16 protein-coding genes are annotated in these 22933 nt (G+C 65.9%); 9 read left to right on the top strand and 7 right to left on the bottom strand.

Annotated elements, in window-relative coordinates:
- Nucleotides 1-22 precede the first annotated feature (22 nt).
- The 4 genes from AB6A69_RS07260 to AB6A69_RS07245 form a co-directional block, all read right to left on the bottom strand.
- Nucleotides 23-3202: an efflux RND transporter permease subunit gene (locus AB6A69_RS07260; protein ID WP_371060268.1), complete on the bottom strand. Its 3180-nt coding sequence runs from the start codon at nt 3200-3202 to the stop codon at nt 23-25.
- Nucleotides 3199-5631 (bottom strand): efflux RND transporter periplasmic adaptor subunit, encoded by a 2433-nt coding sequence (locus AB6A69_RS07255; RefSeq protein ID WP_371060267.1) that lies wholly within the window; start codon nt 5629-5631, stop codon nt 3199-3201. Before AB6A69_RS07255 ends, AB6A69_RS07260 begins: the two co-directional genes overlap by 4 nt.
- A gap of 90 nt (nt 5632-5721) precedes the next feature.
- The gene (locus tag AB6A69_RS07250) at nt 5722-6117 is read right to left on the bottom strand and encodes a hypothetical protein (protein WP_371060266.1); all 396 of its coding nucleotides are present in this window, start codon (nt 6115-6117) and stop codon (nt 5722-5724) included.
- 805 nt (nt 6118-6922) lie between these two features.
- The gene (locus tag AB6A69_RS07245) at nt 6923-9376 is read right to left on the bottom strand and encodes a type I restriction endonuclease subunit R (protein WP_371060265.1); all 2454 of its coding nucleotides are present in this window, start codon (nt 9374-9376) and stop codon (nt 6923-6925) included.
- A 594-nt stretch (nt 9377-9970) separates the two neighbouring features.
- Between AB6A69_RS07245 and AB6A69_RS07240 the strand changes: the two genes are divergently transcribed.
- The 7 genes from AB6A69_RS07240 (at nt 9971) to AB6A69_RS07210 (ending at nt 16403) form a co-directional block, all read left to right on the top strand.
- Entirely contained in the window at nt 9971-10678 is a 708-nt protein-coding gene (locus AB6A69_RS07240; protein WP_371060264.1) for a hypothetical protein, read from the top strand.
- A 73-nt stretch (nt 10679-10751) separates the two neighbouring features.
- Nucleotides 10752-11009 (top strand): type II toxin-antitoxin system ParD family antitoxin, encoded by a 258-nt coding sequence (locus AB6A69_RS07235; RefSeq protein WP_371060263.1) that lies wholly within the window; start codon nt 10752-10754, stop codon nt 11007-11009.
- On the top strand, nt 11009-11353 hold the full coding sequence (locus AB6A69_RS07230; RefSeq protein WP_371060262.1) for a type II toxin-antitoxin system RelE/ParE family toxin: 345 nt from the start codon (nt 11009-11011) through the stop codon (nt 11351-11353). The genes AB6A69_RS07235 and AB6A69_RS07230 overlap by 1 nt, the downstream gene beginning before the upstream one ends.
- A gap of 400 nt (nt 11354-11753) precedes the next feature.
- Nucleotides 11754-15248 carry a toprim domain-containing protein gene (locus AB6A69_RS07225; RefSeq protein ID WP_371060261.1) on the top strand — a complete coding sequence of 1165 codons (3495 nt, stop codon included), beginning with the start codon at nt 11754-11756 and terminating at the stop codon, nt 15246-15248.
- Nucleotides 15245-15772 carry a hypothetical protein gene (locus tag AB6A69_RS07220; RefSeq protein WP_371060260.1) on the top strand — a complete coding sequence of 176 codons (528 nt, stop codon included), beginning with the start codon at nt 15245-15247 and terminating at the stop codon, nt 15770-15772. The genes AB6A69_RS07225 and AB6A69_RS07220 overlap by 4 nt, the downstream gene beginning before the upstream one ends.
- On the top strand, nt 15769-16197 hold the full coding sequence (locus AB6A69_RS07215) for a hypothetical protein (RefSeq protein WP_371060259.1): 429 nt from the start codon (nt 15769-15771) through the stop codon (nt 16195-16197). Before AB6A69_RS07220 ends, AB6A69_RS07215 begins: the two co-directional genes overlap by 4 nt.
- Nucleotides 16198-16202: 5 nt before the next feature.
- Complete coding sequence (locus AB6A69_RS07210; RefSeq protein WP_371060363.1) at nt 16203-16403, top strand: hypothetical protein; 201 nt, start codon at nt 16203-16205, stop codon at nt 16401-16403.
- A 305-nt stretch (nt 16404-16708) separates the two neighbouring features.
- On the opposite strand, the gene AB6A69_RS07205 is transcribed toward AB6A69_RS07210, so the two are convergent.
- The 3 genes from AB6A69_RS07205 to AB6A69_RS07195 all read right to left on the bottom strand — a co-directional run bounded on the left by AB6A69_RS07205 (nt 16709) and on the right by AB6A69_RS07195 (nt 18389).
- On the bottom strand, nt 16709-17287 hold the full coding sequence (locus AB6A69_RS07205; RefSeq protein ID WP_371060258.1) for a PIN domain-containing protein: 579 nt from the start codon (nt 17285-17287) through the stop codon (nt 16709-16711).
- Entirely contained in the window at nt 17284-17739 is a 456-nt protein-coding gene (locus tag AB6A69_RS07200; RefSeq protein WP_371060257.1) for a helix-turn-helix domain-containing protein, read from the bottom strand. Before AB6A69_RS07200 ends, AB6A69_RS07205 begins: the two co-directional genes overlap by 4 nt.
- Before the next feature lie 143 nt (nt 17740-17882).
- A complete protein-coding gene (locus AB6A69_RS07195; protein ID WP_371060256.1) occupies nt 17883-18389 on the bottom strand; it encodes a DUF3489 domain-containing protein in 507 nt (168 codons plus the stop codon).
- 550 nt (nt 18390-18939) lie between these two features.
- Between AB6A69_RS07195 and AB6A69_RS07190 the strand changes: the two genes are divergently transcribed.
- Both AB6A69_RS07190 and AB6A69_RS07185 read left to right on the top strand, forming a co-directional pair.
- Nucleotides 18940-20754, top strand: coding sequence for an HlyD family efflux transporter periplasmic adaptor subunit (locus AB6A69_RS07190; RefSeq protein WP_371060255.1), 1815 nt, complete (start codon nt 18940-18942; stop codon nt 20752-20754).
- Entirely contained in the window at nt 20751-22922 is a 2172-nt protein-coding gene (locus tag AB6A69_RS07185; protein WP_371060254.1) for an HlyD family efflux transporter periplasmic adaptor subunit, read from the top strand. Before AB6A69_RS07190 ends, AB6A69_RS07185 begins: the two co-directional genes overlap by 4 nt.
- Nucleotides 22923-22933: the final 11 nt, after the last annotated feature.

The following is a 22933-nucleotide window of genomic DNA, read 5'->3' as shown; positions in this document are numbered from 1 at the left end:
CATCAGTTGGTTTACGGTTCGATTATTCGGCAGGCACAGATTGTTCAGGCCGCAGAATGAGGGGGGCGATCTCGCGATTTACGCGGCGCAGAGCCAGCACCTTCCAGATCACGAAGATCGATGGGATCACGAAAAGGGTCAGCAAGGTCGCTGTCACCATGCCGCCGATCATCGGCGCCGCGATCCGCTGCATGATCTCGGACCCGGTGCCGGTGCCGTACATGATCGGGATGAGAGCCGCGAAGATCGTGGCCACCGTCATGACCTTGGGCCGGACCCGCAGAACCGCGCCTTCGAAGACGGCCTCCTCGATGTCGTCCCGAGTCAGATTGCGGTTCTCGGTCTGCGCGAGCTTGCGGCGCTTTTCCCAAGAGAGGTTGAGGTAGAGAAGCATCACGATGGCGGTCTCGACCGCGACGCCTGCGAGCGCGATGAAGCCGACAAGCACGGCCACCGAGATGTCGAAGGCGAGATACCACAGGAACCAGACGCCCCCGGCCAACGCCAGCGGTAGGGCCGCGAGGATGATCCCGACCTCGATCACCCGGTTGAAGGCCATGAAGAGCATCAGCGTGATGATCAGAAGCGTCGCGGGGGCCACGATTGTCAGCCGTTTCTGCATCCGTTCGATGTATTCGTACTGCCCTGACCAGGTGAGCGAGTAGCCCGGAGGCAAGGTGACCTCTTCGGCGACCCTCGTGCGTGCCTCGGCGACATAGCTGCCAAGGTCACGGCCCGCGATATCGATGAAGACGAATCCCGTGCGCCGGGCGTTCTCGGACCGGATCATCCCCGGGCCATCGACGATCCGGATATCGGCGAACGCGGCGAGCGGGACATGGGCGCCCGAAGGCGTGACCACGGGCAAGGTTTCGAGCCGCTCGGGACTGTCCCGCCAGGACTGCGGGTAGCGCAGGTTGATCGGGAACCGTTCGAGCCCTTCGACGGACTCCGACACCTGCATGCCGCCGATGGCCGTCTGCACTACGTCCTGCACGTCGCGGACGCTCATCATGTAGCGGGCGGCCGCGTCGCGCTTCACGTCGATCTCGATGAAGCGCCCGCCGATGGGGCGTTCGGCATAGGCCGAGGCGGTGCCGTCTATGCCGCGCACGGCCTCCTCGACCGCGATACCGATCTGTTCGATGACGTTCAGGTCGGCGCCCGAGATCTTCACGCCGACGGGCGTCTTGATCCCCGTCGCCAGCATGTCGATCCGGTTCTTGATTGGCTGGATCCAGACGTTCGTGACGCCGGGCACCTGAACCACACGGTCAAGTTCGTCACGGATCCCTTCCATCGTCATGCCCGGGCGCCATTCGGATTCCGGCTTAAGCTGGATGGTGGTCTCGATCATCGTTAGCGGTGCCGGATCGGTCGCGGTTTCCGCACGGCCAAGCTTTCCGTGTACTGTTTCCACCTCGGGGATGGTCGCGATCAGCCTGTCGGTTTGCTGCAGGACCTCGCGCGCCTTGCCGATGGAGACGCCGGGGTAGAGCGTCGGCATGTAGAGAAAGTCGCCCTCGTTCAGTTCCGGCATGAACTCCGAACCGAGGCGCTGGAGCGGATACCACATTGAGGCGACAACAGCGGCGGCAAGAAAGGTCGTGGCCCAGGGCCAGGCGATGGCCGCGTCAAGGAACGGGCGATACATCCAGACGACGACGCGATTTAGGGGGTTTTTGCGTTCGGGCAGGATGCGGCCGCGGACAAAATAGCCCATCAGCACCGGCACCAGCGTGATCGACAGGATCGCCGCTGCCGCCATCGCATAGGTCTTGGTATAGGCCAGCGGCTTGAACAGCCGTCCTTCCTGATTTTCCAGAACAAAGACCGGCAGGAAGCTCACCGTAATGATGGCGAGCGAATAAAACAGCGCAGGTCCGACCTCGGATGCGCATTCCAGCACGATCCGCCAACGGTTCTCAGCCGTCAGCTTCTCCTTTTCGAGCCGACGGTGCATCGCCTCGATCATCACGATGGCGGCGTCGACCATGGCGCCGATGGCGATGGCGATGCCACCCAGCGACATGATGTTGGCGTTCACGCCCTGGGCCTTCATCAGGATGAAGGCCGCGAAGATGCCCAGGGGAAGCGACAGAAGGATAACCAGCGACGAGCGCAGGTGCAGAAGGAAGGCGGCGCAGACCAGCACCACGACGATGAATTCCTCGGTCAGCTTCTTCTGAAGATTCTCTATGGCCCTTTCGATCACACCGGAGCGGTCGTAGGTGGTCACGATCTCGACGCCCGCGGGCAGGTTCGGGCGCAACTCCGCGATCCGCGCCTCCACCGCCTTGATCGTGGCCAATGCGTTGCCGCCCCAGCGCAGGATCACAACGCCGCCCACGGCGTCGCCAATCCCGTCGAACTCGCCGACGCCGCGGCGCATCTCCGGCCCGAGCCGGATCTCGGCCACGTCGCCGAGCGTCAGCGCGGCGCCGCGCTCATTGACCCTCAAGGGCGCGCTGGCGAGGTCCGCAAGCTCGTCGATGTAGCCCGACGAGCGGACCATGAACTCCGCTTCGCCCATCTCGATCACGCTGCCACCGGTCTCGCGGTTCGCGGCCTGGATCGCTCCGCGCAGCTGCGCGAGCGTGATGTCGTAGGCTCTGAGCTTGTTTGGATCGACGACGACCTGGTACTGCTTGACCATCCCGCCGATGGTGGCGACTTCAGAAACGCCTTCGACTGCCTGTAACTCGTATTTCAGGAACCAGTCCTGAAGCGTGCGGAGCTGCGACAGGTCATGGTTCCCGGTGCGGTCGATCAGGGCGTATTGGTATATCCACCCTACGCCCGTCGCATCCGGCCCCAGCTGCGGGGAGACGCCCTCGGGAAGGCTTCCGGAAATTTGGCCGAGATATTCCAGCACCCGCGAGCGCGCCCAGTAAAGATCAGTGCCGTCCTCGAAGACGACATAGACGAAACTGTCCCCGAAGAAGGAAAAGCCGCGCACGTCCTGCGCCCCGGGCACCGAAAGCATGGCGGTGGCGAGCGGATAGGTGATCTGGTTCTCGACCACCTGCGGCGCCTGACCCGGATAAGGCGTGCGCACGATCACCTGGACGTCGGACAGGTCAGGGATCGCGTCCACCGGCGTCTCGCGGATGGCCCAGACCCCGGCCGCCGCCAACATGAGCGCGAGCGCCACGATGATGAAGCGGTTCGCGATCGAGGCGCGGATGATGGTGGGGATCATTGCGATACGCTCCGCGCAGCGGCGGTGCCGACAAGTGTCATCGAGAAGTCGGGGTTGCGATGCAGAAGCAGGGTGAGTTCCTCCCCGGTGGGCAAGGCGGCCGGATCGATGTCATCGGCGATGGCGAAATCCATGGTCATGCTCGGCATGCCGATCTCGGCCATGGGCCCATGGGTGATGTTGGCCATCCGCGTATCAGGGTCGACCGCATTGATCGTGCCAGAGACCTCCATCGGCGGCTGCGTGGGCTCGACACTTGCCAGCACCATCGTCATGCCGTCCGGGCGCGCGAAGGTGAGCGACATTTCCGTCCCGGTCGGCAGAGAGGCCAGGTCGAGATCGGCATCGACGGCAAACTCCATCGTCATCCCCGGCATCCCGATCTCCATGATCGGCCCGTGGGTTATGGTCGCCCGCCCAGCCTCGGCATCTGCGGCGTCGATGGTACCGGTGACGGTGATTGGCGGCGCACTCGGGACGACAGGCGCGGCAGCCGTCAGCACCATGGTCATTCCATCCGGCCTTGCAAAGGTGAGGGTCATCTCCTGATCTGTTTCGGTTCCAGAGAGGTCCAGTTCCGGGTCCACAGCGAACGCCATCGTCATGCCTGGCATGCCGATTTCGGTGATCGGTCCGTGGGTGATCGTTGCCTGTCCAGTTGCCGGGTCGATGGCGTTAATCGTTCCTGAAACGACGATAGGAGGCGCCGCCGCGGTCGGCGTCTCGTCAACTTTCCCCACCGCAGGTGCATCTTCGCCCTCGGCGCGCACGGCGATGATGGAGAACATTCCGTTCTCATCCTTGGCGAGATCGAACTCGATTGGCGTATCGAGTGGAACGCTTGCCGGATCGAGACCGGCCACATCGAGGTCCATCTGCATTGCCGGCCAGCCAAGATCCGGAATAGGGCCATGATCGAGCTTCAGCTTGCCTCCGGGCGTTACGGCTAGGGCCATGCCCGTTCCCGTCGCCGCGACCCCATCATCGGGACCCAGCTCGATCAGGCCGAGCAGACCGTCGGCGCCCCGGGCGGCGCGGAACGACACTTCCTCTCCCTCCCGCAGCCGGTCCAGCGACACGTCCGCGCGCACCGGGAACTCGGACGTCATGGCCGGCCAGTCGAGGCTTTCCAGAGTACCATGGCGAAGCGTCGCGACCCGCCGGTCACGGTCAAGTGCTACAAGCGTGCCTGTCCCGCGCGCGGGCTCTTCATCTGTCGGCGCCATCCGCGTGAAGCCCGCACTCAGGGCGCTTTCGCTGTCGATCAGGAACTGGGCGGAGGCCACGACCTCCTCACCCGGAGACAAGCCTTGCAGAATTTCCGTGCGGCCGCCTTCTCCGAAACTGTCGCGCAGGCCCGTCGTGACGAGCCGGGGCCGGAACGTTCCCTCGCCCGTCTTCAGGATGACCCGCTCCGCCGATCCGGTGCGGATCACGGCCTCGGACGGAACTGTCAGTACCTGACGGCTTGTATTGGGAAGGAGGCTCACGTTCCCGAACATGCCGGGCCGAAGCAGGCCTTCCGGATTGTCGAACCGCAGGCGCACGGGAAGGGTTCGCGTGCGCGGGTCGAGCTCGGGATAGACGTAGTCGATCCTGCCTTCGAAGACTCGCCCCGGAAGATGCTCGAAGCTGGCGACAGCAGTCATGTTTTCCGAAAGGCGCGAGATGTCACGCTCGAACACATCTACGATCAGCCACACCTGGCTCAGATCCGTGATCGACACCGCCTGCGTTCCCGGCTGCAGGAACATGCCGTCCGCGGCCTCGAGAGCCACCACGATACCGTCCCTCGGGGCTTCGACGGCTATGCGACGCGCGACCTCTCCGGATGCCTCGATCTCCGCGATCTGTCGCTCGGTGGCACCGTGGCTCCGCAGTTTGTTGCGAGCCGCCTCGCGCGACAGCCCCGTTCCGTTCTCCACGGCCCTCAGAAAATCAAAGCTTGCGACGCCGAATTCCGGCGAGAAGAGCTCGAACAGCACGTCACCCTTTTGGACAACGTCACCCACCGCGCGCACGTTCAGCAACTCGATCCATCCATCGACGCGCGTGTGGACATGGCTGGTCAGATGCTCGTCATAGCCGACAAATCCGACGGTTTCGATCTTCGGAGCCACGTCCGTCATCCGCGCCAGCGCGGTGCGTACCCCGATCGCATTGATTTCGGCCGCGCTGAGCGAGACCTCTGAGGGATCGCCTGCAGGTTCCTGACCGGCATAGACAGGGATCAGGTCCATCCCCATGGGCGATTTGCCCGGTCCCGGTTGCCGGAAATTCGGGTCCATCGGAGCGACCCAATAGAGAATCTCCGGGCCATCTGACCCGTCCATACTCGCCGGGTTGAGGTAGAACCTCTCTAGGGTGATGCCGCCGGCGGCGCCGCCCGCCAAGGCAAGGATCGCGAGAGCCGTGTAGCGTCCACGCATTGCAACCTCCTGGCAGCCGATCCGCTGTGGATCGGCCCAAAATTCAAGATGGACCCGAGCCGCTCGAGGGCTCGGACCCGCAAGAACCTGTCAGGAAAGTCGGGGAGGTCGTTCAGGGAGAGGGGTGTTGATCGAAGGTCCGACCAGATTTCCCATCGACTGAGCGCAGGCGCTTCGGCTGTGCTCCAGGGACGGCGTAACGTTCGAGTATTGCAGTTCGGAAAGACAACAGGCTGATATATGGCAGCTCGACGCAGCCGTGGTGTCGGGTTCACAGCACTCCGCGTCGGATTTCCCGGACGCCATCTGGTGCGATGCGTGGTCCATCGACCCATAATCGGACGACGTCCAGGCGACGCTTCCACTGCTGTCATGCCCCGGATGTTCGATCGCGACAGCCGCAGCTATTCCGGCGATCATGAGCGCAAGGCACACGATCAGCGCCGTCAAACGCTTCGCTGCAGAACTGTCCGCGATCTCTCTCATGATTATGAAATAGTTGCGACAACGCGTCGAGACAACTGGAATTTGCGTGACCCTACGAGGACCAGCCTTCCCAAGGTCTGCCTCGTCAGTCCAAGCCAGGAAGCTGACTCTGCGACAAGCGGTTTCGACCGGCGCGAGGTTGAAGGTCATCGCTCCTCTATCCTGTGAGCGCGCTGCAAAGCGCGGACATAGGCGGTGATCCGCTGAACATCCCCATTGATGACACTTTCGATGGCCGGCATGTTCGCTTCTCCATGCGCGACTGCGCACACCCCTCTGGTTCTTCGCCACCGCTTTGGGCGGGAACGCCTAGAACGTCTTCGGCGTCGTCCAGTTCGCCAGCGCCATCACCGCGACCGAGTCATGTCTGATCGCCTCGGCCTGCACCAGCGCCGTTCGATATCGCTCGTGTCTGGACCGCTTATCGGATGCAACTCGGTTCCATGAAATGAAATCCAATGGCTTAGGGGCCGGAGAACGTTCGATTCCGGTTCCATCCCCTCCGCCACTTGCCCTAGCGAAAAGGTTCTCCCCATCTGGCTGGGGCCGGATTTTTCCTTGGTTTTCGAGGGTTATGCGGCTGGGGCTGAGCACTGGCCCTGCTGCCAGGAGGCCCGGAAGCGGTCTCTCAGTGCCGATATTCTCCGGACCTCATGACTGCGCCGTTTTGGTGAATAGCTTGCAAGCATCTGAAATCATTGTGGTTTCAAGTTTTCCCGGCTGAACACTTCGACGCTAGTGGCCTTCGCGAAAAGGAACTGAGACCAAACTTTAGCGAGTAGTAGGATAGAACAGCTCGACCGTGCTACTCCCGCATCACCTTGTCCATTCGCCAGGCACAGTATGAACACATGCCGGCGTCATAATTGAAATCGTCCGGATTGAACTCCTCTCCAAACATTGAACACGTCAGATCAGCACCTGGACAGAGGACGCAGCCCTCTCCGTTCACCCAGCTTTCACGATGGCATTCTGGGCATGTGGTCACTGGGGGTTCTCCACCATCGGTCATGGCGATGTATGCGTCACCTGCTGTGGCTTCGCCGATTGCAGCTTCGAAGACCTCCTCGCGATCCAGTACTGCGCCACATTCAGCGCAATCCATTTCCATTTCATCGAAGTTCTGGTTGTCCGGATCTCTCTTCTGGATCGCGGACGGCAGCATTGAAGCCAGTTCAGCGATGTTGGACACCGCCTTCTGAACGCCCTTCTCATCGAACTTGAGCGCCTGTGCGACGTCGTCAAAGATCCCGAGGTAGTCGACGATCAGGCCGTGCGTCTTCTGCTCGCCGTAGGGGCGGTTTGTCCGGCAGATCGCCTGCAGCAGCGTGTGGTCGCGCAGCGGCTTGTCGAGATACATCGTCTGCAAAATCGGGGCGTCGAAGCCGGTCAGCAGCTTCGACGTGACGATGATGATCTTCAGCGGATCCTTTGGGTCGCGGAAACGGTCGAGCAGCTTTTCCTCGGCATCCCGGTCGCGCTTGTAGGCCGCGTATTCCGGCTCGCCGCTGTTGACCGAGATGACGATGTCGGAGGTTTCCGGCGGCAGGTGCTTGTCGAGCTCCTTCTTGTAGAGAACGCAACTTTCGCGGTCGAACGTCACCACCTGCGCGCCGAAACCGTTCGGCTGCACCTTCGTCTGGAAGTGCTGCGCGATGTCGGCGCAGATGGCGCTGATGCGTTCCGGAGCCTTCACCAGGATCGACATCTTTGCGGCGGCGCGGCCGAGCTTGTCCCTGTCCTCGTCCGTGAGGCCCTCGGTCAGCTCGGCATAGGCCTCCTCGATCGCCTGCTGGTCGATGTGCAGGTCCACCAGCCGCGGCTCGAAATGCAGCTCCTTGGTCGCGCCGTCGTGGATCGAGTCGTTGAGCCCGTAGCGGCTCATGTAGCCGTTCTCGTCGATCTCGGCGCCGAAGGCGTAGAAGGTGTTGCGGTCGGCGCGGTTGATCGGCGTGCCGGTCAGACCGAACAGGAACGCGTTCGGCAGCGCCTCACGCATCTTGCGGCCGAGGTCGCCCTCCTGCGTGCGGTGCGCCTCGTCGACCATGACGATGATGTTGTCGCGGTCGTTCAGCACGCCGTCTGCCTCGGCGAACTTGTGGATCGTGGTGATGACGACCTTGCGCACGTCCTTGGCCAGCAGGTCGGACAGCTCCTTGCGGCTGTCGGTGCGCACCAGATTGGCCATGTCGGCGGCATAGAAGGTGCCGGCGATCTGGCTGTCGAGGTCGATGCGGTCGACCACCACCAGCACTGTCGGGTTCTTCAAGGCGGGTTGCAGGCGCAACTTCTTGGAAGCGAACAGCATTAGCAGAGACTTGCCGGACCCCTGGAAGTGCCAGATCAGCCCCTTGCGCACCTGGCCGGCGACGACCCGCTCGACGATCTTGTTGACGCCCTCGACCTGCTGGTAGCGGGCAATGATCTTGATGCGCTGCTTGCCCTTCTGCGTGGCGAAGGCGGTAAAATTGGCGAGCAGGTCCAGCACCATCGCGGGCCGCAGCATCGCGTTGACCGATTTCTCGACCTCGCCCATCGACTGCGGGCCGTCGGCATCCGTGCGCCACGGGCCCCAGAGATCGACGGGCATGCGGACGGAGCCGTAGCGGTATTCCTTCCCCTCGGTGGCGACCGAGAAGACGTTCGGGACGAACAGCTCCGGCACGTTCTGCTCGTAGTCGTCATGAACCTGGAGCGCGGCGTCGAGCCAGCTCTGGCTGGAGCGAACCGGCGTCTTGGCCTCGATCAAGACAAGCGGCAGGCCGTTGATCAGCAGCACCAGATCGGCGCGCTTTTCGGTCTTGCCGGCGCGAAAGGTGAACTGCTGGGTGACGACAAAGCTGTTCCGCTCGATGTCGTCGAAGTCGATCAGGCGGATGGTGACATGCTGGCCGTCCGCGCCGAAGGGCATGGAGCGTTCGCCGAGCATCCAGGCGGCGAATTCCTCGTTGGCCTTCACCAGCCCGTCCGAGCGCGCGCTCATGACGATGGCGCGCAGGCGGTAGAGCACGTCGTCCACGCGGGACGGATTGGCGGTGATGTCGGGGTTCAGGCGGATCAGGGCGTCGCGCAGCCAGAGCTCGACCAGCGCCTCCTGCGACTGGCGCGGAAGGTCGACGGGGCCGACGAAATGCCAGCCAAGGCCGGAGATCGCGCCGCCTTGCCGGGCGAGGCCGGGTGCAACCGCGGCTGGACTGGCGCTGCCCGAAAGGCGGTCGCGGATGAAGGCTTCGACGGTGTTGGCTTCGTTAAAGGACAATGGTCATCGATCCCCGTTCAAGAGCATCTTGAATAGCTTTCGCGCGTTCAAAAGGCGTTCTTCGATGTTCGCCGCACTGGCGGAAATCTGATCAAGCTTTGTGAGCTCGTGTCTTTGAGTTTCAATACATGGCAGCGGAAATTGAAATTCGCGAACAACGGTCGAATTGATCGTGTTCAAGCCGCTGGAACTCTTTGCGCGAGACTGAAAGTATTCCTGACCTACAGGCGAATTAATCAGCTCGCAAATGAAGCGAGGCTCCGCTCTGCTGCCGGCTCTTATTCGGATCAGATGGTTTTGGTGCATCATATCAGAGATTTCACCCTGCCAGATGGCCGCGCGACCAATCTCTTGACGGTTCGCGTGCCCCTCATCACCGAGGGGGCGAGCGGATTGGGGCGACGGATGGGACCGGGATCGAACATCATGGCCCATCGGTGCCGCATCGCGCCGCCGCCCGCGACCTCGGAACCGGTCAACCCGTGCCCCTCCGGAAAGGGTGAACCCCTCCACCCATCCAACATCGGAATGGGTTGAGGGGTTCGGGCGTTCCCATTATGTTCATGTCATCCAGCATGAATCACGAGGCCGCAGATGTCGCTGCAATCGCTCGACCGTACCCAATGGAGTTTTGCAGAGGCCTTGGCCCATGTGCAGAATGTGACGGTCGCGCGGCGCGCAGCCGAGGCGGCCAAGGCACCGCCGAAGCCTGTGCCCGCGCACAACCACTGGAACCCGCCTCAAGATCCGACGATCGCCTGGAAGGGGGAGGCCGAGAACGAGTTGCTGGTCGCGTTGCGGGACGGCGATCTCATTGCGCAGGGCCGGTACACGGAGGAGCGCCCGAACGGCTGGGGCTACGGCAGCAGCAGCGGGTTCGGCCTGCACTCAGGCTATCACACCAGCATTCGGCCCGAGCAGTGGCGGGAGGGCAGGTATTTCTCCGATCGACTCACGGCGCGGGACTGGGAGTTCATCGACATCCGCATGCCGCGCTTCCTCGTGAAGGCGATCTGGCTGGACTTTGTACCCGAGGTCCGACCGGCGGCGGGCATGGACGCGGTGCCGTATACGACGCCCTACCTCGACCTGATGCAAGCGGCGATCGCAAGGTTCGGGATCACGGCCGAGGACCAGGGCAAAAAGGACTGCCTCGTCGACTGGTTCCTCGAGCAGCAGATCGAGGGCGAGCCGGTGTCCAACAAGCTTGCCGACGCCATGGCCACGCTGATCCGGCTGCCCTCGGCACAGCGTGGTGGAGCGAAGCGGGTGCTGGGGCCCGATCCGCGGCAGACCGGCTGACGCGGGAGACGGCAACTGGTCGACACATGACCCTCATTGGCATATATTGCCAATGCGCCCAGAGGAGATGCCAATGCCGACCCGCAACGTCGTCCTGACCGACAGCCAGACCGACCTGATCGACCGGCTGATTGCCGATGGCCGCTACCAGAATGCGTCGGAGGCGCTGCGCGCCGGACTTCGCCTGCTGGAACGCGAGGAGGCAGAGATGACTGCCTTGCGGGACCGGCTCGCCGCGGGGCTCGAGGAGGCACGCTCGGGTGTGCTCGCCGAGGGCACCGGTGAGGACGCGATCCGCAGGGCCTTTGCTGCCGCGCGCACCGCGTCCTGATGCCGAAGCCCTGGCGGCTGACGCGGCAGGCGGAACGGTCGCTCGTCGAGATCGCGCGCTGGACGCTGGAGACCTTCGGGCCGCGCCAGGCCGAGGCCTATGAGGCGGACCTCATCGCGCGCTGCGCCGCCATCGCGTCGGGTGAGGCACCGTCGCAGGATTGCCGCCGCCTGATCGATCCCGACCTGCCGGAAGACCTGCGTGTCACGCGGGCGGGGCAGCATTTCATCGTGTTCGTCGAGATGCCGGACCTGGTGATCGTGGTGGACGTGCTGCACAGCCGCTCGGACCTGCCGCGCCGGCTGGCGGCATTTGGTCCACCGAAGGATCCCGAACAACACTGACAATGGCCAACTCCAAGGGGTGAGCCCACGGCGTCGGCTTCCCGATGAATGGCGGAACCGTTCACCCCGTTCGCATGAGCGCCTGTTCCACCCTCTGATCGGGCACGGCTGCCAGGAGCGCTCCGGATTGGTCATTTTACCCGTTGGGGTCCACCCATGATCTGACGTGATTTCAATGCCTTGCCGGAAGGGTTCACCCCTTTCCGGCGCTACGCTCTGTAGCCGGGCGGACCGGTTCCGACGTCGCGAGGGCGGCCTGATGGGCGGCAGAACCGGGGGCAACAACGCCCTAATCCGGTTCCCCAGCCCCCGTGTCCGCCCGTTTCCGCCACCTCCTGCGCCCTGCCGCCTCGGCCCACCGGCCGACTGGCGTGCATGCGCCCGTTCCGCGGGGGCGGCGATGAGCGGGCGGGACTGGCGGGCCTTCGATGCGGAGCTGCGCGCCCGCGTGCCGGAGCTGGCAATGGAGCTTCTGGGCAAGCCGACCTTTCGGGCGGGCCAGGAATGGCGCTGGGGCCGCAAGGGCAGCCTTTCGGTCGTCATTTCCGGCGCGCGGGCGGGGATGTGGTTCGACCACGAGGAAGGCCGGGGCGGCTGGTTCTCCGACCTCGTCGGCCGTGACCTCGGCATGGCCCGTGAGGATGCGACTGACTGGATCGCCGACCGGATCGGCATGGCGGCGCTGCCTAGGCCAGCTCGTCAGCGAACGACACCAGGCGCAACGCCCGCAAACGATCCGGGCGAGTCACCAACGGCGCTGGGCGCTGCGCCGCCGCCCGAGAGCAACCCCGATGACGATGCCGCGCCCGCGCCAAACCCGGCGGACGAGGCTGCCGAGCGCGCTGCCCGCATCTGGACCAGCGCCCGTCCCGCCCCGGAGGATCATCCCTATCTGGTCGCCAAGCAGGCAGCGTCGCTCGCCCTGCGCATGGACGCGAGCCGCCGGCTCGTCGTGCCATTGCAGGACATCGGCGGCCGGATCCACAGTCTCGAGACCATCGCACCGGACGGGGCCAAGCGCTTCCTGGCCGGTGGGGTCAAGAAGGGGCATTTCGCGGTGGTGGGCGCCGAGCCCGCGCCGCTCGAGGAATGCACCGGCCCCGTCCTGATCTGCGAGGGCTGGGCCACTGGCGCGAGCCTGCACATCGCCACGGGCCATACCGTGATCGCGGCGATGGACGCGGGCAACCTGATGCCGGTGGCCGAGGCGCTGCGGGCGCGGTTCCCGGACGCCGATCTCGTCCTCTTCGCTGACAACGACGCGAAGCCTGACCGTGATACCAATCCTGGCGTCGACGCGGCCCGCAAGGTCGCACTCGCCGTCGACGGCCGCCTCGCCGTGCCGGAGAGCCCGGGCGACGCCAACGACCTGTTCTGCGCCGAGGGCCCGGACGCCGTCGCGGCGCTGGTGGCCAGTGCGGCGCGGATCCCGCCGCCGCCGCCAACCTATCCCGCGCCGACCCTCACGCCCGACGAGGCCCGCGCGAGCCTGGCCGAGGCCATCGCCAGTTTCATGACTGCAATCCCCGACTACTGGGCGGCGGTCGAGGCGGCGCAGGAGGAAGCGAAGAACCCCGACGCGGACCGCGACCCGCTGGATTTCAACATCGTCGCACGGGCGGCCCTGCCGCCGCTCCTCGGCCTGCCGGTCGACGTGGGTCTCGGCAAGACCTCGAGCGCGCGCGCCGCCATCGCCGAGCTGATCGCCGCGGGCGGACTCGGCAAGCGCAAGGTCGTCTACGCCGTCCCGCGGCACGATCTTGGCGCCGAGCAGGTCGCGGCCTTCAAGGCGCTCGGCCTCAGCGCCATGCTCTGGAAGGGCCGCACCGCGCCCGATCCCACCGACGACAATCCCGACCGGCTCATGTGCCTCGATACCGAGGCCACCTTCGACGCGCTCGAGATCGAGCACCCGGTCGAACAGAGCTGCTGCAAGGTCAGGAACGGCGCGGAGCTGCTTCACTGCCCCTGGTTCCACGGGTGCGGTTACCAGCGCCAGAAGCCGCTGGCGAAGGCGGCGCAGGTCATCGTCTGCGCCCATGACAGCCTTTTCCACATGAAGCCGCAGGCCATCGGCGAGGTCGGGCTGCTCGTCATCGACGAGGCCTTCTGGCAGTCGGGCCAGCGCGGTCTCGACGGCAAGGCCACGCTGACACAGGACGGGCTCGAGCCCGGCCGCACCTCGCTCACCTGCTACAACGGCAAGGGAAAGATGGATGTCGGCGCCACCGCCGACCTGATCGCCGCGCGCGAACGGCTCTGCAAGGCGCTGCGGGTCACGGAGCCCGGTCCGCTCCGCCTCGGTCTGTTGGAAGCAGTCGGTCTCACCCCGGAAGACTGCCGCCACGCCGCGACGCTGGAACGCCGCCGGATGCGCGATGCCGGTCTCCGCCCTGGCATGTCGCCGGTAGAGCGGCGCAAGCGCATCGAGGCGGTCCTGCCGCCTGCGGGCGAGCCATGGGCACCGCCAGGACGCTGCGCCACGCTCTGGCTGATCCTCGCCGAAGCGCTCGAAAACGGCCATGACGCCGCCGGTGCGGAACTCGTCCACGAGATGACCGAGGCGGGTTCCGTCCGGGCGCTGCGCCTGCGCTGGCGCAGCACACTAAGGAAAGGCTGGGCCGCTGGCGCGCCGATCCTGCATCTCGACGCCACGCTGCGCCCGGAACTGGTCCAGACCTACCTGCCGAGGATCGACATCGGCACACCCGTCGCCGCGCGCCAGCCGCATGTCCGCGTCCGTCAGGTGACCGGCAGCCCGACCTCGGCCCGCGCCCTGACGCCTGCCGCCGACGCGCCCGAGCGGGACCGGAAGGCTGCCGCGAGCAGGCTCCGCGATCTCCGGGCCTGGATCGACCTCCGCGCGCGCCAGTGCCATCGCCCGGGCCAGGCCATCGATCTCTTGGTGGTGGGCCAGAAGGCCGCCATCGATGCGCTCAGGTCGGCCGGCCTGCCGCCCCGGGTCGAGGCGGTGCATTTCAACGCGCTGAGTGGGCTCGACCGCTGGGGCGGGATCGGCGGCATGGTCGTGCTCGGCCGCACGCTGCCCGCGCCCCGCACGGTCGAACTGATCGCCACGGTGCTGACCGGCCGCGTGTCCACGCCGAACCCGGAGGATGCGGGCTGGTGGTATCCCATGGTCGAACGCCGCATCCGGCTCACCGGCGCCCGCACCGCGCCGCTCGCGACGGAGGAACACGCCGATCCCATTGCCGAGGCCGTGCGCTGGAGCATCTGCGAGGGCGAGCTGATCCAGGCGATGGGGCGCGGGCGCGGCGTCAACCGCACCGCCACCGCTCCGCTCGAGATCGACCTGCTCACGGACGTGGTCCTGCCGGTCACCGTCGATACGCTCGTGCCGTGGTCCGACCTCCGCCCGGCCCGGCGCGACCTGATGGCGCTGACCGGCATCGTGCTCGAGAACGCGGCTGACATGGCCGCCTGCTTTCCGGAGCTCTGGCCGACCCGGGAGGCCGCGAAGAAGGACGGCCAGAGGAAGGGGACAAATGACTATTATAGAGACCTCTATAATAGCAGAATGTCCCCTTCCTCCGCGGAGGTGACCTACCGCCCGGAGGGTCCCGGCCATCGCGCCCGGACCGCCCGCGTCGATCTCTGCAGCATCCCCGATCCGGAAGCCTGGCTCACCAACCGCCTCGGGCCGCTCGCCAGCTTCGAGATGCGGGCCATCGCAGGTGCCGAAGCCGACGCACCCAACCCCGCAGACGCCGCGCGCCTCGACACCCTCGCATTCCGCCTGACCGCCAGCATGCAGGTCGTGCTCGCCGCGCGCCGGGCCGCGCTCGATGCGCTGTCCGCCCGGCTGGAGGCCGCGAAGCCCGCCGCCCTGCGCCACCCCCACCACCCCCAACCAGAAGAGGATACCGAGGCATGAGTTACGACAGGATCCGCCTCTACGACGCCGGCCGCTTCCACGACACGGACCTGCCCGACTGGTACCGCGAGGCCGAACGGCTCTGCGAGACCGAACGCGTGGATTTCCACCGGGCCTTCGACCGCGTGCTCGACTGCGAGCATAAGCTCCTGACCGAAGAGGGCATGCTGGGCGGCGCCCTCGAGATCCGGTTCTGGCCGAGCGAGATCCACGGCTTTTTCGTGCTGATCGAGACGCCGCTCTCCTTCGTCGAGCATGTCATCGTCCCGAACCCCGCGGACTGGCTGCCCTTCCTCTCCCGCCATCTCGCGCCGCTCATCTCGCTCGCCAGCCAGAGCTCCCTGATCGCGCTCCACGGCAGGATCGGCAACGCCTTCATCGCCTGGGCCCGCCACGGCAAGGGCAGCCATATCGGTCGCGAGACCGGCGAGAGCCGGATCGACCTCGCCAACGACCGCGACCGTCGCCGGGCCCAGCAGGCCCGAGCCGCCATGGAACGGGAACGGCAGGAGGGGCGGGCATGAGCCAGCATCGCCACATCGGCCTCGAGTGCCAGGACGGCTACGACGTCGGCCGCGATCCTCGCACCATGTCCGCTGGCGAGCTGGAACGGCTGGGCCACGCCCGTGTCTCGCCGCTGCGCGCCCTGCGGCTGAAATGCCTCGATTGCTGCAACGGCTCGGCGCGGGAGGTGCGGCTCTGCACGGCCTTGGACTGCCCGAGCTGGCCGTTCCGGATGGGCAGGAATCCGTGGGCCGGTCCGGTGAGCGAGGCACGCCGCGAGCATGGCCGGCGCCTCGGCCGTCGCCGTGCCGCGCACCTCGGCGACGCATTTGCTGAAAAAGACCAAGGCGACGGCTCACCTTCCGATGGGGTGACGCAGCCGGCAGACGTTCCCGCCGGATTGCTCAAGTCAGAAAAGGAAAAGTCGGAAGGAGGGCAGACATGAAGACCATGCGGTGGCATCCTCCGGGCTACGGTGGCGATCGCCGTGATCCGGACCGCGTAAAATGCGACGGCTGGCGCGACCAGGGCGTGCTCGCCGTCTCCATCGACGATGAGCGTCTGAGCTGGCCCGAGCGGGAACTGGTCCGACAGCTGGGCGAGAAGCTGTATGGTCCGAGAAACCGTACGACGGACGCGCCGGAGCCGTGACCGGATTCCCTGCTGGACCCCGGACTCCGCTCCGGGGTCCAGTCGGGGTCCACCCGCTAACCCGTTGAAGTTTCTGGTTCCTTCCGGGCGATTGTGTATAGGGGAGGGCGCAGCGCGCAATATCGCCAGCGACAGGGCCGATTTTTTGGGAAGCCACCCCGGAAGCAGGAGTCCAGCGGAGCGCTGGAAAGCCCAAAGATCATTGGAGTTCGTGCGGTCGCGAAGGTGGATTCCGCGGTGGATCCGGAGTCCACCCTGCCTCCAGTGGACTCCGGACCAGTGGAATCCGCCCAGCGCGTGCTCGTTCAGAGAAACGGCTGACTCTGGCGGGCGCGTGCCGCCAGCTTGGGAAGCCCCTTGGCGGTCAGGTCCAGGACGAACTCTGGCGGAGAATACGGCGGGTTCCTGTAGATGGCGCGAAGCTCGCGGAGAACGGCCAGCGCCTCGGCGGTATAGAGATCGAAGGTGCGCGACAGGAACTCGTCCGCGTCGATGGCCTCGATGTCGTAGGGCTCCAGCCTCTCGGCGGGAAAATCCGCGAGATTGTCAGTCACGATGTGCTGGGCGCCGCATTGAATGGCGGCAGCCAGCACATGTCGGTCGTCCGGGTCAGGAAGATCGAGCGCTGCAACCAGCGGCTCGTGGCCGGTGACAAGCGCTTCGGGGAAGTGGTCCTGCATCGCCCGTTGCTGCGCGCGGATGCTGTCCTCGAGGTGAGGCTTCAGAGCCAGCAGGTTGCGGGTCCACTCGTCGAGGATCTCGCCCGACCATCGCGCCCGGAAGAGACCGGCATGCGAGAAGCGCAAGAGAACGTCCCGCTTCCGGAACGGAAACAGGACGTTCGCATCGAGGATGACGACGAAACGGTCGGCGACGTACCTCAAGAGGCGTCGAAGTCCTGCCCGAGCCGCGCAAGCTCGTCCAGCGCCGCCGTGCGAGCGGCATCCCGCCGCTCCTTGTAGGCCATCAGGTCGGCATGCATCACACGGCGATGCGAGCCGACAGGGATGAACGGGATCTCGCCCTCCTTCAGCAACTTGCTGAGGTATGGGCGTGACACGTCCAGGATGTCGGCGGCCTGCTGGGTTGTGAGCATGGCGCCGGTCGGAACGAGGGTGACCATGTCGCCGCGCGATACGTGGCCGAGAAGGTCGATCATGATATTGGCCAGCGCCGGCGCCAGCCGGACAGGTTCGCCGTCGTCGCCCCGGATCTCGAGGGCACCGTTCTCGGCGCGCGCGTTGGCGAGCGCGGTCGCAGCCTCCGCCGCGCTCGCAATCTCCTCGCGCGTCGGAAGCCGGCGCGTCAGGTCAATCACTTCGGCAGCGTTCTCCATGTCGGCCTCCATTCGGGTCGGTCACATGAGGTTAGATAGCGAGAGGCGCGGCGCCCCTCAAGTGAAATAATCGAAACAAATGAAAAAAGCGTAACCGGCCCGTGCCGCCTGACGTTTAACCGGGCGACACGCCTTGAGGGCAGTCACTCTGCGACGCGGTAGCAGCGTCCTCGGCCATCGACCTTCTCGGAGGTGATGGTCAGGCCGAGCTTCTTTTTCAGCGCGCCGGACATGGCGCCCCTAGCCGTGTGAGCTTGCCAGTCGAGGGCCGCAACTATCTCCTCGATGGTCGCGCCGCCCTCGGCGCGGAGCATCTCGATCAGCTCCGCCTGCTTGGTGCCCGTGCGCGGTGTGCGCGCCTTGGGGGCGGGGTCGGCTTCGGCGGGGCCGTCCTGCGGGGCCTCCGCGCTCGGCGCCGCGTCGGCGTCCGTGGGCGCGCTGTCGCCGCCCTCCGGCTCGACGCCGATGGCGACGAGGCCCGCGTCGGTGATGTGCAGGAGGATTGCGTTGCCGTCCTCGTCGTTGCGCCAGATCCGGTTGAGGGCGGCGTCGGCTTTGGGCCGACTGTCGGTCGTCGTCTCGGCGATCAGCCCTCGGGAGAGCAGCGCGCCGACCACCTCGGCGGCGGCACCGCCGCGGAGCGAAGCCAAGAAACACGCCGCACATGCAGGGGCGTTGTGCCAGCTTTCGTGCGGTTTCTCCGCGCATTGGTCAATCACGAAATGTGTGGTTTCTACGTTAGGCGCGGCCCCGGTTCTAGGAGCGACCTCGGTGAGCGCGGCTCATATGGCTGCGAACTTCACGAGCGCGCCTGAGTCAAGCGATGTCCCCACGACAACCATTCACAGGGCGCGGGACGGAACAATCCAAACGCCCAAGCGCATGTTTCATCCCTCGGGCGACCGGCCGCGCGGTGCCCGATATCCGTGTCCGCCGTCGGATTGGGATCGTGATCCTCGTGACCCGAAATCCGTTCGCCCCGATCCGGCTTGCATCATCGTCTCGCTTTGAAAATTCGCAGATCGCTGTAAAGATGATCATTATCGGTGATTCGGCGGTCGGCCGGTAATTTGCATCACTGGCGATGTTTTTTGCCGAAGTTCTGGCGGACCCTCGCCGAGGTGCCGTCAGCGGAAGGGACGGCTTTTGAGCGATACCCGGCAAAATACTCCGGCGGAGCCGTCCGATGCGACGGCGCCGGTGTCCTACGCCGTTCTCGACCAGACCCTCTGGACCCGCTTTCAGTACGCCGAGACCGCCGGTCAGTATCTCGAGGCATGGCTCGGCATCCTCGCCCGACAGATCGACGGCATGGCGACGGGCCTGCTTCTGGCCTCGGACAGCCCCGAGCGGGACGCATACGAACCCGTGGCGGCTTGGCCGGTCGGCAGCGCCGTCGACGCACGGCTGGCCGAGGCGGCGAACGAAGCGCTGAAGAGCGGACAGAGCGTCGTGCTGGGCGAGGGTACCGACAGCCGCGTGCTCGCGCATCCGCTGGCAGCGCTCGACGGTCGCTTCGGCGCAGTGGCCTTCCAGGTGCCGAGATCCGCCGCGGCGACCACGGTCCTGTTCCGCCGCATCCAGTGGGGCGCAGCCTGGGTCGAGATCCTGTTGCGCCGGGAAAACGACGTGAAGGACGGCGACCTGCGCGAGCGGATCACGGTCGCCTTCGACGCGCTGGCGACGCTTCTGGAGCGGCCGCGGCTGGACGAGGCCGCCTCGGCGTTGGTCACCGAACTCGCGCGGCGGCTCGATTGCGAGACGGTCAGCCTCGGCCTGCGCAAGGGGCGAGGGGTGCGCGTGCAGGCGGTGTCGAGCGCGGCGAGTTTCGGACGCCGGGCCAACCTCATCCGCGAAGTGGCCCACGCGATGACCGAGGCGATGGACCAGGAGGCGGTGATCCTCTACCCGGCGCCCGAGGACTGGGATTTCCGTGTTGCGCTCGCGCACGAGGATCTGGCGAAGTCTCACGGGGTCGAGAACGTCCTTACGATCCCGCTCAAGTCGAATGACGAGATCGTCGGCGCTCTGACCTTCGAGCGGCGCGAGGGCCATCCCTTCGGCGTGCGCGACATCGAGGTGGCCGATGGCGTCGCCAGCATCGCCGGCCCGATCATCGAGGATCGCCGGCTGGCCAATCGCTGGCTACCCCGAAAGATCGGCGCCTCGCTGCTTCATTACGCCAAGGCGCTTCTGGGCCCGTCGCATTTTGGTGCGAAGCTGGCTGTCTTGGCCGCGGCCGGGCTTGCCGTCGTCATGTGGTTCACCACGGTGGACTATTCGATCAGCGCGCCGGCCCGGCTGGAGGGAACCATCCAGCGAAGCCTAGTCGCGCCCTTCAACGGCTATCTGGCGGCGCAGCGGGCGCGGGCGGGGGATCTGGTCGCCGAGGGGGACGTGCTCGCGGTTCTCGACGAGTCGGACCTCTCGCTCGAACGGCTGCGCCTGGCCACGTCGCTCAGCCAGTCCTCGCGCGAGCTGGACCGGGCGATCGCGGAACGCGATCCGGCCGAGGCCAATATCGTGCGGGCGCAGATCGAGCAGACCGAGGCGCAGATCGCGCTGATCGACGAACAGCTCTCCCGCACCCGCATCACCGCGCCCTTCGACGGCTACGTAGTCGAGGGCGACCTCTCGCAGGCCGTCGGCGCCTCGGTCGAGCGGGGCGAGACACTCTTCACCATCGCGCCGCTCGACGGGTTCCGCGTGGTCCTCGAGATCGGGGAGGCCGATATCCGCTCGATCGAGCCGGGGCAGGAGGGCAGGCTGCGCCTCGCCGCCTTCCCGGAGATGCCGCTGGACTACACCGTCGCGCGGATCACGCCACTCGCGCAGCAGGGCGACGGGCGGAACTTCTTCCGCGTGGAGGCGGAGTTCGGCGGCAACATCGACAAGCTGCGGCCCGGCATGGAGGGCGTGGCCCGCACCGAGATCGACGAGCGTCGGCTCGGCTGGGTCGTGCTGCACGATATCGTGGACTGGGTCAGGCTGCGGGCCTGGGCCTGGGCCCCATGAGCGGGCAACGCACCTGGACGAGCGCCTCGTGGTACCGGGTCTCCGGCTTCCGCCCCCGCCTGCGCCGCCACGCGCGCATCCACCGCCACGTCTATCGCGGCGATGTCTGGTATGTGCTTCAGGATCGCGCCTCGGGCCGGTTCCACAGGTTTCGCCCCGATGCCTATCGCCTGATTGCGATGATGGATGGGCGGCGCGCGCTCGAGGAAATCTGGAGCGACGCCGTCGACTTGATGGATGTCGATGCTGTGACGCAAGACGAACTGGTCCGACTGGTGGGGCAGCTGCACTCGGCTGACGTGCTGACGGGGGACGTGCCGCCCGACATCGCCGAGCTGTCCGAGCGGGGCCGCCGCACGAAGCGGCAGAAGATCGTCAAGGGGCTCATCAACCCGCTGGCCCTCCGACTGCCGGTCTTCGACCCCAACGGCTTTCTCGACGCGACCTTTCCCATTGTTCGGCCGCTTTTCTCATGGTTCGGCTGGCTGCTCTTCTTCGGGGTCGTGGGCTACGGTCTCGTGCTTTTCGCGCTGAATTTCGGGCCCGTCACGGAAAACGCCGTGGACCGCGTGCTTTCGGCGGAAAACCTCCTTCTGCTCCTGCTCGCCTACCCGCTGGTCAAGGCGGTGCACGAGCTCGGGCATGCCTACGCGATCAAGCGCTGGGGCGGGGAGGTGCACGAGATCGGGGTCATGTTCCTCGTCTTCATGCCGGTGCCCTACGTGGACGCCTCCGAAAGCATCGCCTTCCAGAGCAAGTGGCGGCGCGCGCTGGTCGGCGGTGCCGGGATCCTCGTCGAGATCTTTCTGGCCGCGATCGCGATGATCGTCTGGGCCGGCGCGGAGGAGGGGCTGGTGCGCGCCTTCGCCTTCAACGTGATGCTCATCGGCGGCATCTCGACACTGCTGTTCAATGGCAATCCGCTGCTGCGCTTCGATGGCTATTACGTCCTGTGCGACATCATCGAGATCCCCAATCTCGGGCAGCGGGCGAACCGCTACCTCGGCTATCTGGTCCAGAAATACGTCTTCGGCACGCCGTATGCGGAAAATCCCGTGACCGCGAGGGGCGAGCGCGGCTGGATGGTGGTCTATGCCGTGGCGGCTTATGTCTACCGGCTCTTCATCACCTTCACGATCATCGGCCTCGTGGCGACCCGGTTCTTCACGGTCGGCATCGTGCTGGCGGTCTGGGCGCTGTTCCTGATGCTGATCCTGCCCATCCTGAAGGGGCTGTGGCATGTGCTGACCAGTCCGACGCTGCGCCGGCGGCGCGGCCGCGCGGTGGCGGCGACGGCCATCGGCGCATCCCTCTTGGCGGCGTTGCTGCTCGCCGTGCCGGTGCCGCATAACACCGTGGCCGCGGGCATCGTGCTGCCGCGCCCCGAAGGTTATGCGAACGCCACGGCCGAGGGCGTGATCGACACGGTCCATGTCACGCAAGGCCAGACCGTGCGCGCGGGCGAGCCGCTGATGACGCTCTCCGACCCGCTGAGCGCAGCACGGCTGGACGTGCTCGAGGCGCGGATCGAGGAGATCCGGCGGCGGATCGCGGCGCAGGACATGTTCGACCAGGCCGCACTCGCCATCATGGAAGAGGAGTTGACCGCCGCCGAGGCCGACCGCGACCTGATCGTGCAGCGCATCGAGGAGACAGTGATCCGGGCGCCGTCGGACGGGCAGGTGATCCTCCCCGTCGAAACCGATCTTGTCGGCCGTTTCGCGCGCCGGGGCGATCTTCTGGCCGTGGTCGCGGCCTTCGAGGACCCGGTCGTGCGCGTTCTGGTGCCCGAAGCGCAGGCCGACCTCGTGCGCTCATCGACGGAAGCGCTCCACGTGCGCCTTGTTTCGGACCCCGATACCGTCCATGCGGCGTCGATCACCCGGACCGCCCCTGGTCTGACGCGGCAGTTGCCTTCACGCGCCCTGTCGACGGAGGGCGGAGGCCGCTTCGCCCTCGACCCGACCGCGCCGCCCAATGAACTTCGGACCGTGGAGGCGGTGCTGAACCTCGATCTCGCGCTCGACGGCGCTCCGCGCGTGCCGGCCTATGGCGAGCGGGTCTATGCCCGTTTCGCGCATGGAGAGAAGCCCCTGGCCGGCCGGATCTACCGTGCGGCGACGCGGATATTCCTGAGATACTTCTCGACCCTCGACACAGGCTTCTGAAACGAGAACAC

Source organism: Rhodosalinus sp. 5P4, from assembly GCF_041365695.1.
GTDB lineage: Bacteria > Pseudomonadota > Alphaproteobacteria > Rhodobacterales > Rhodobacteraceae > Rhodosalinus.
The sequence above is the reverse complement of the archived record's forward strand: the minus strand, read 5'-3'. Positions and strand labels throughout refer to the sequence as shown.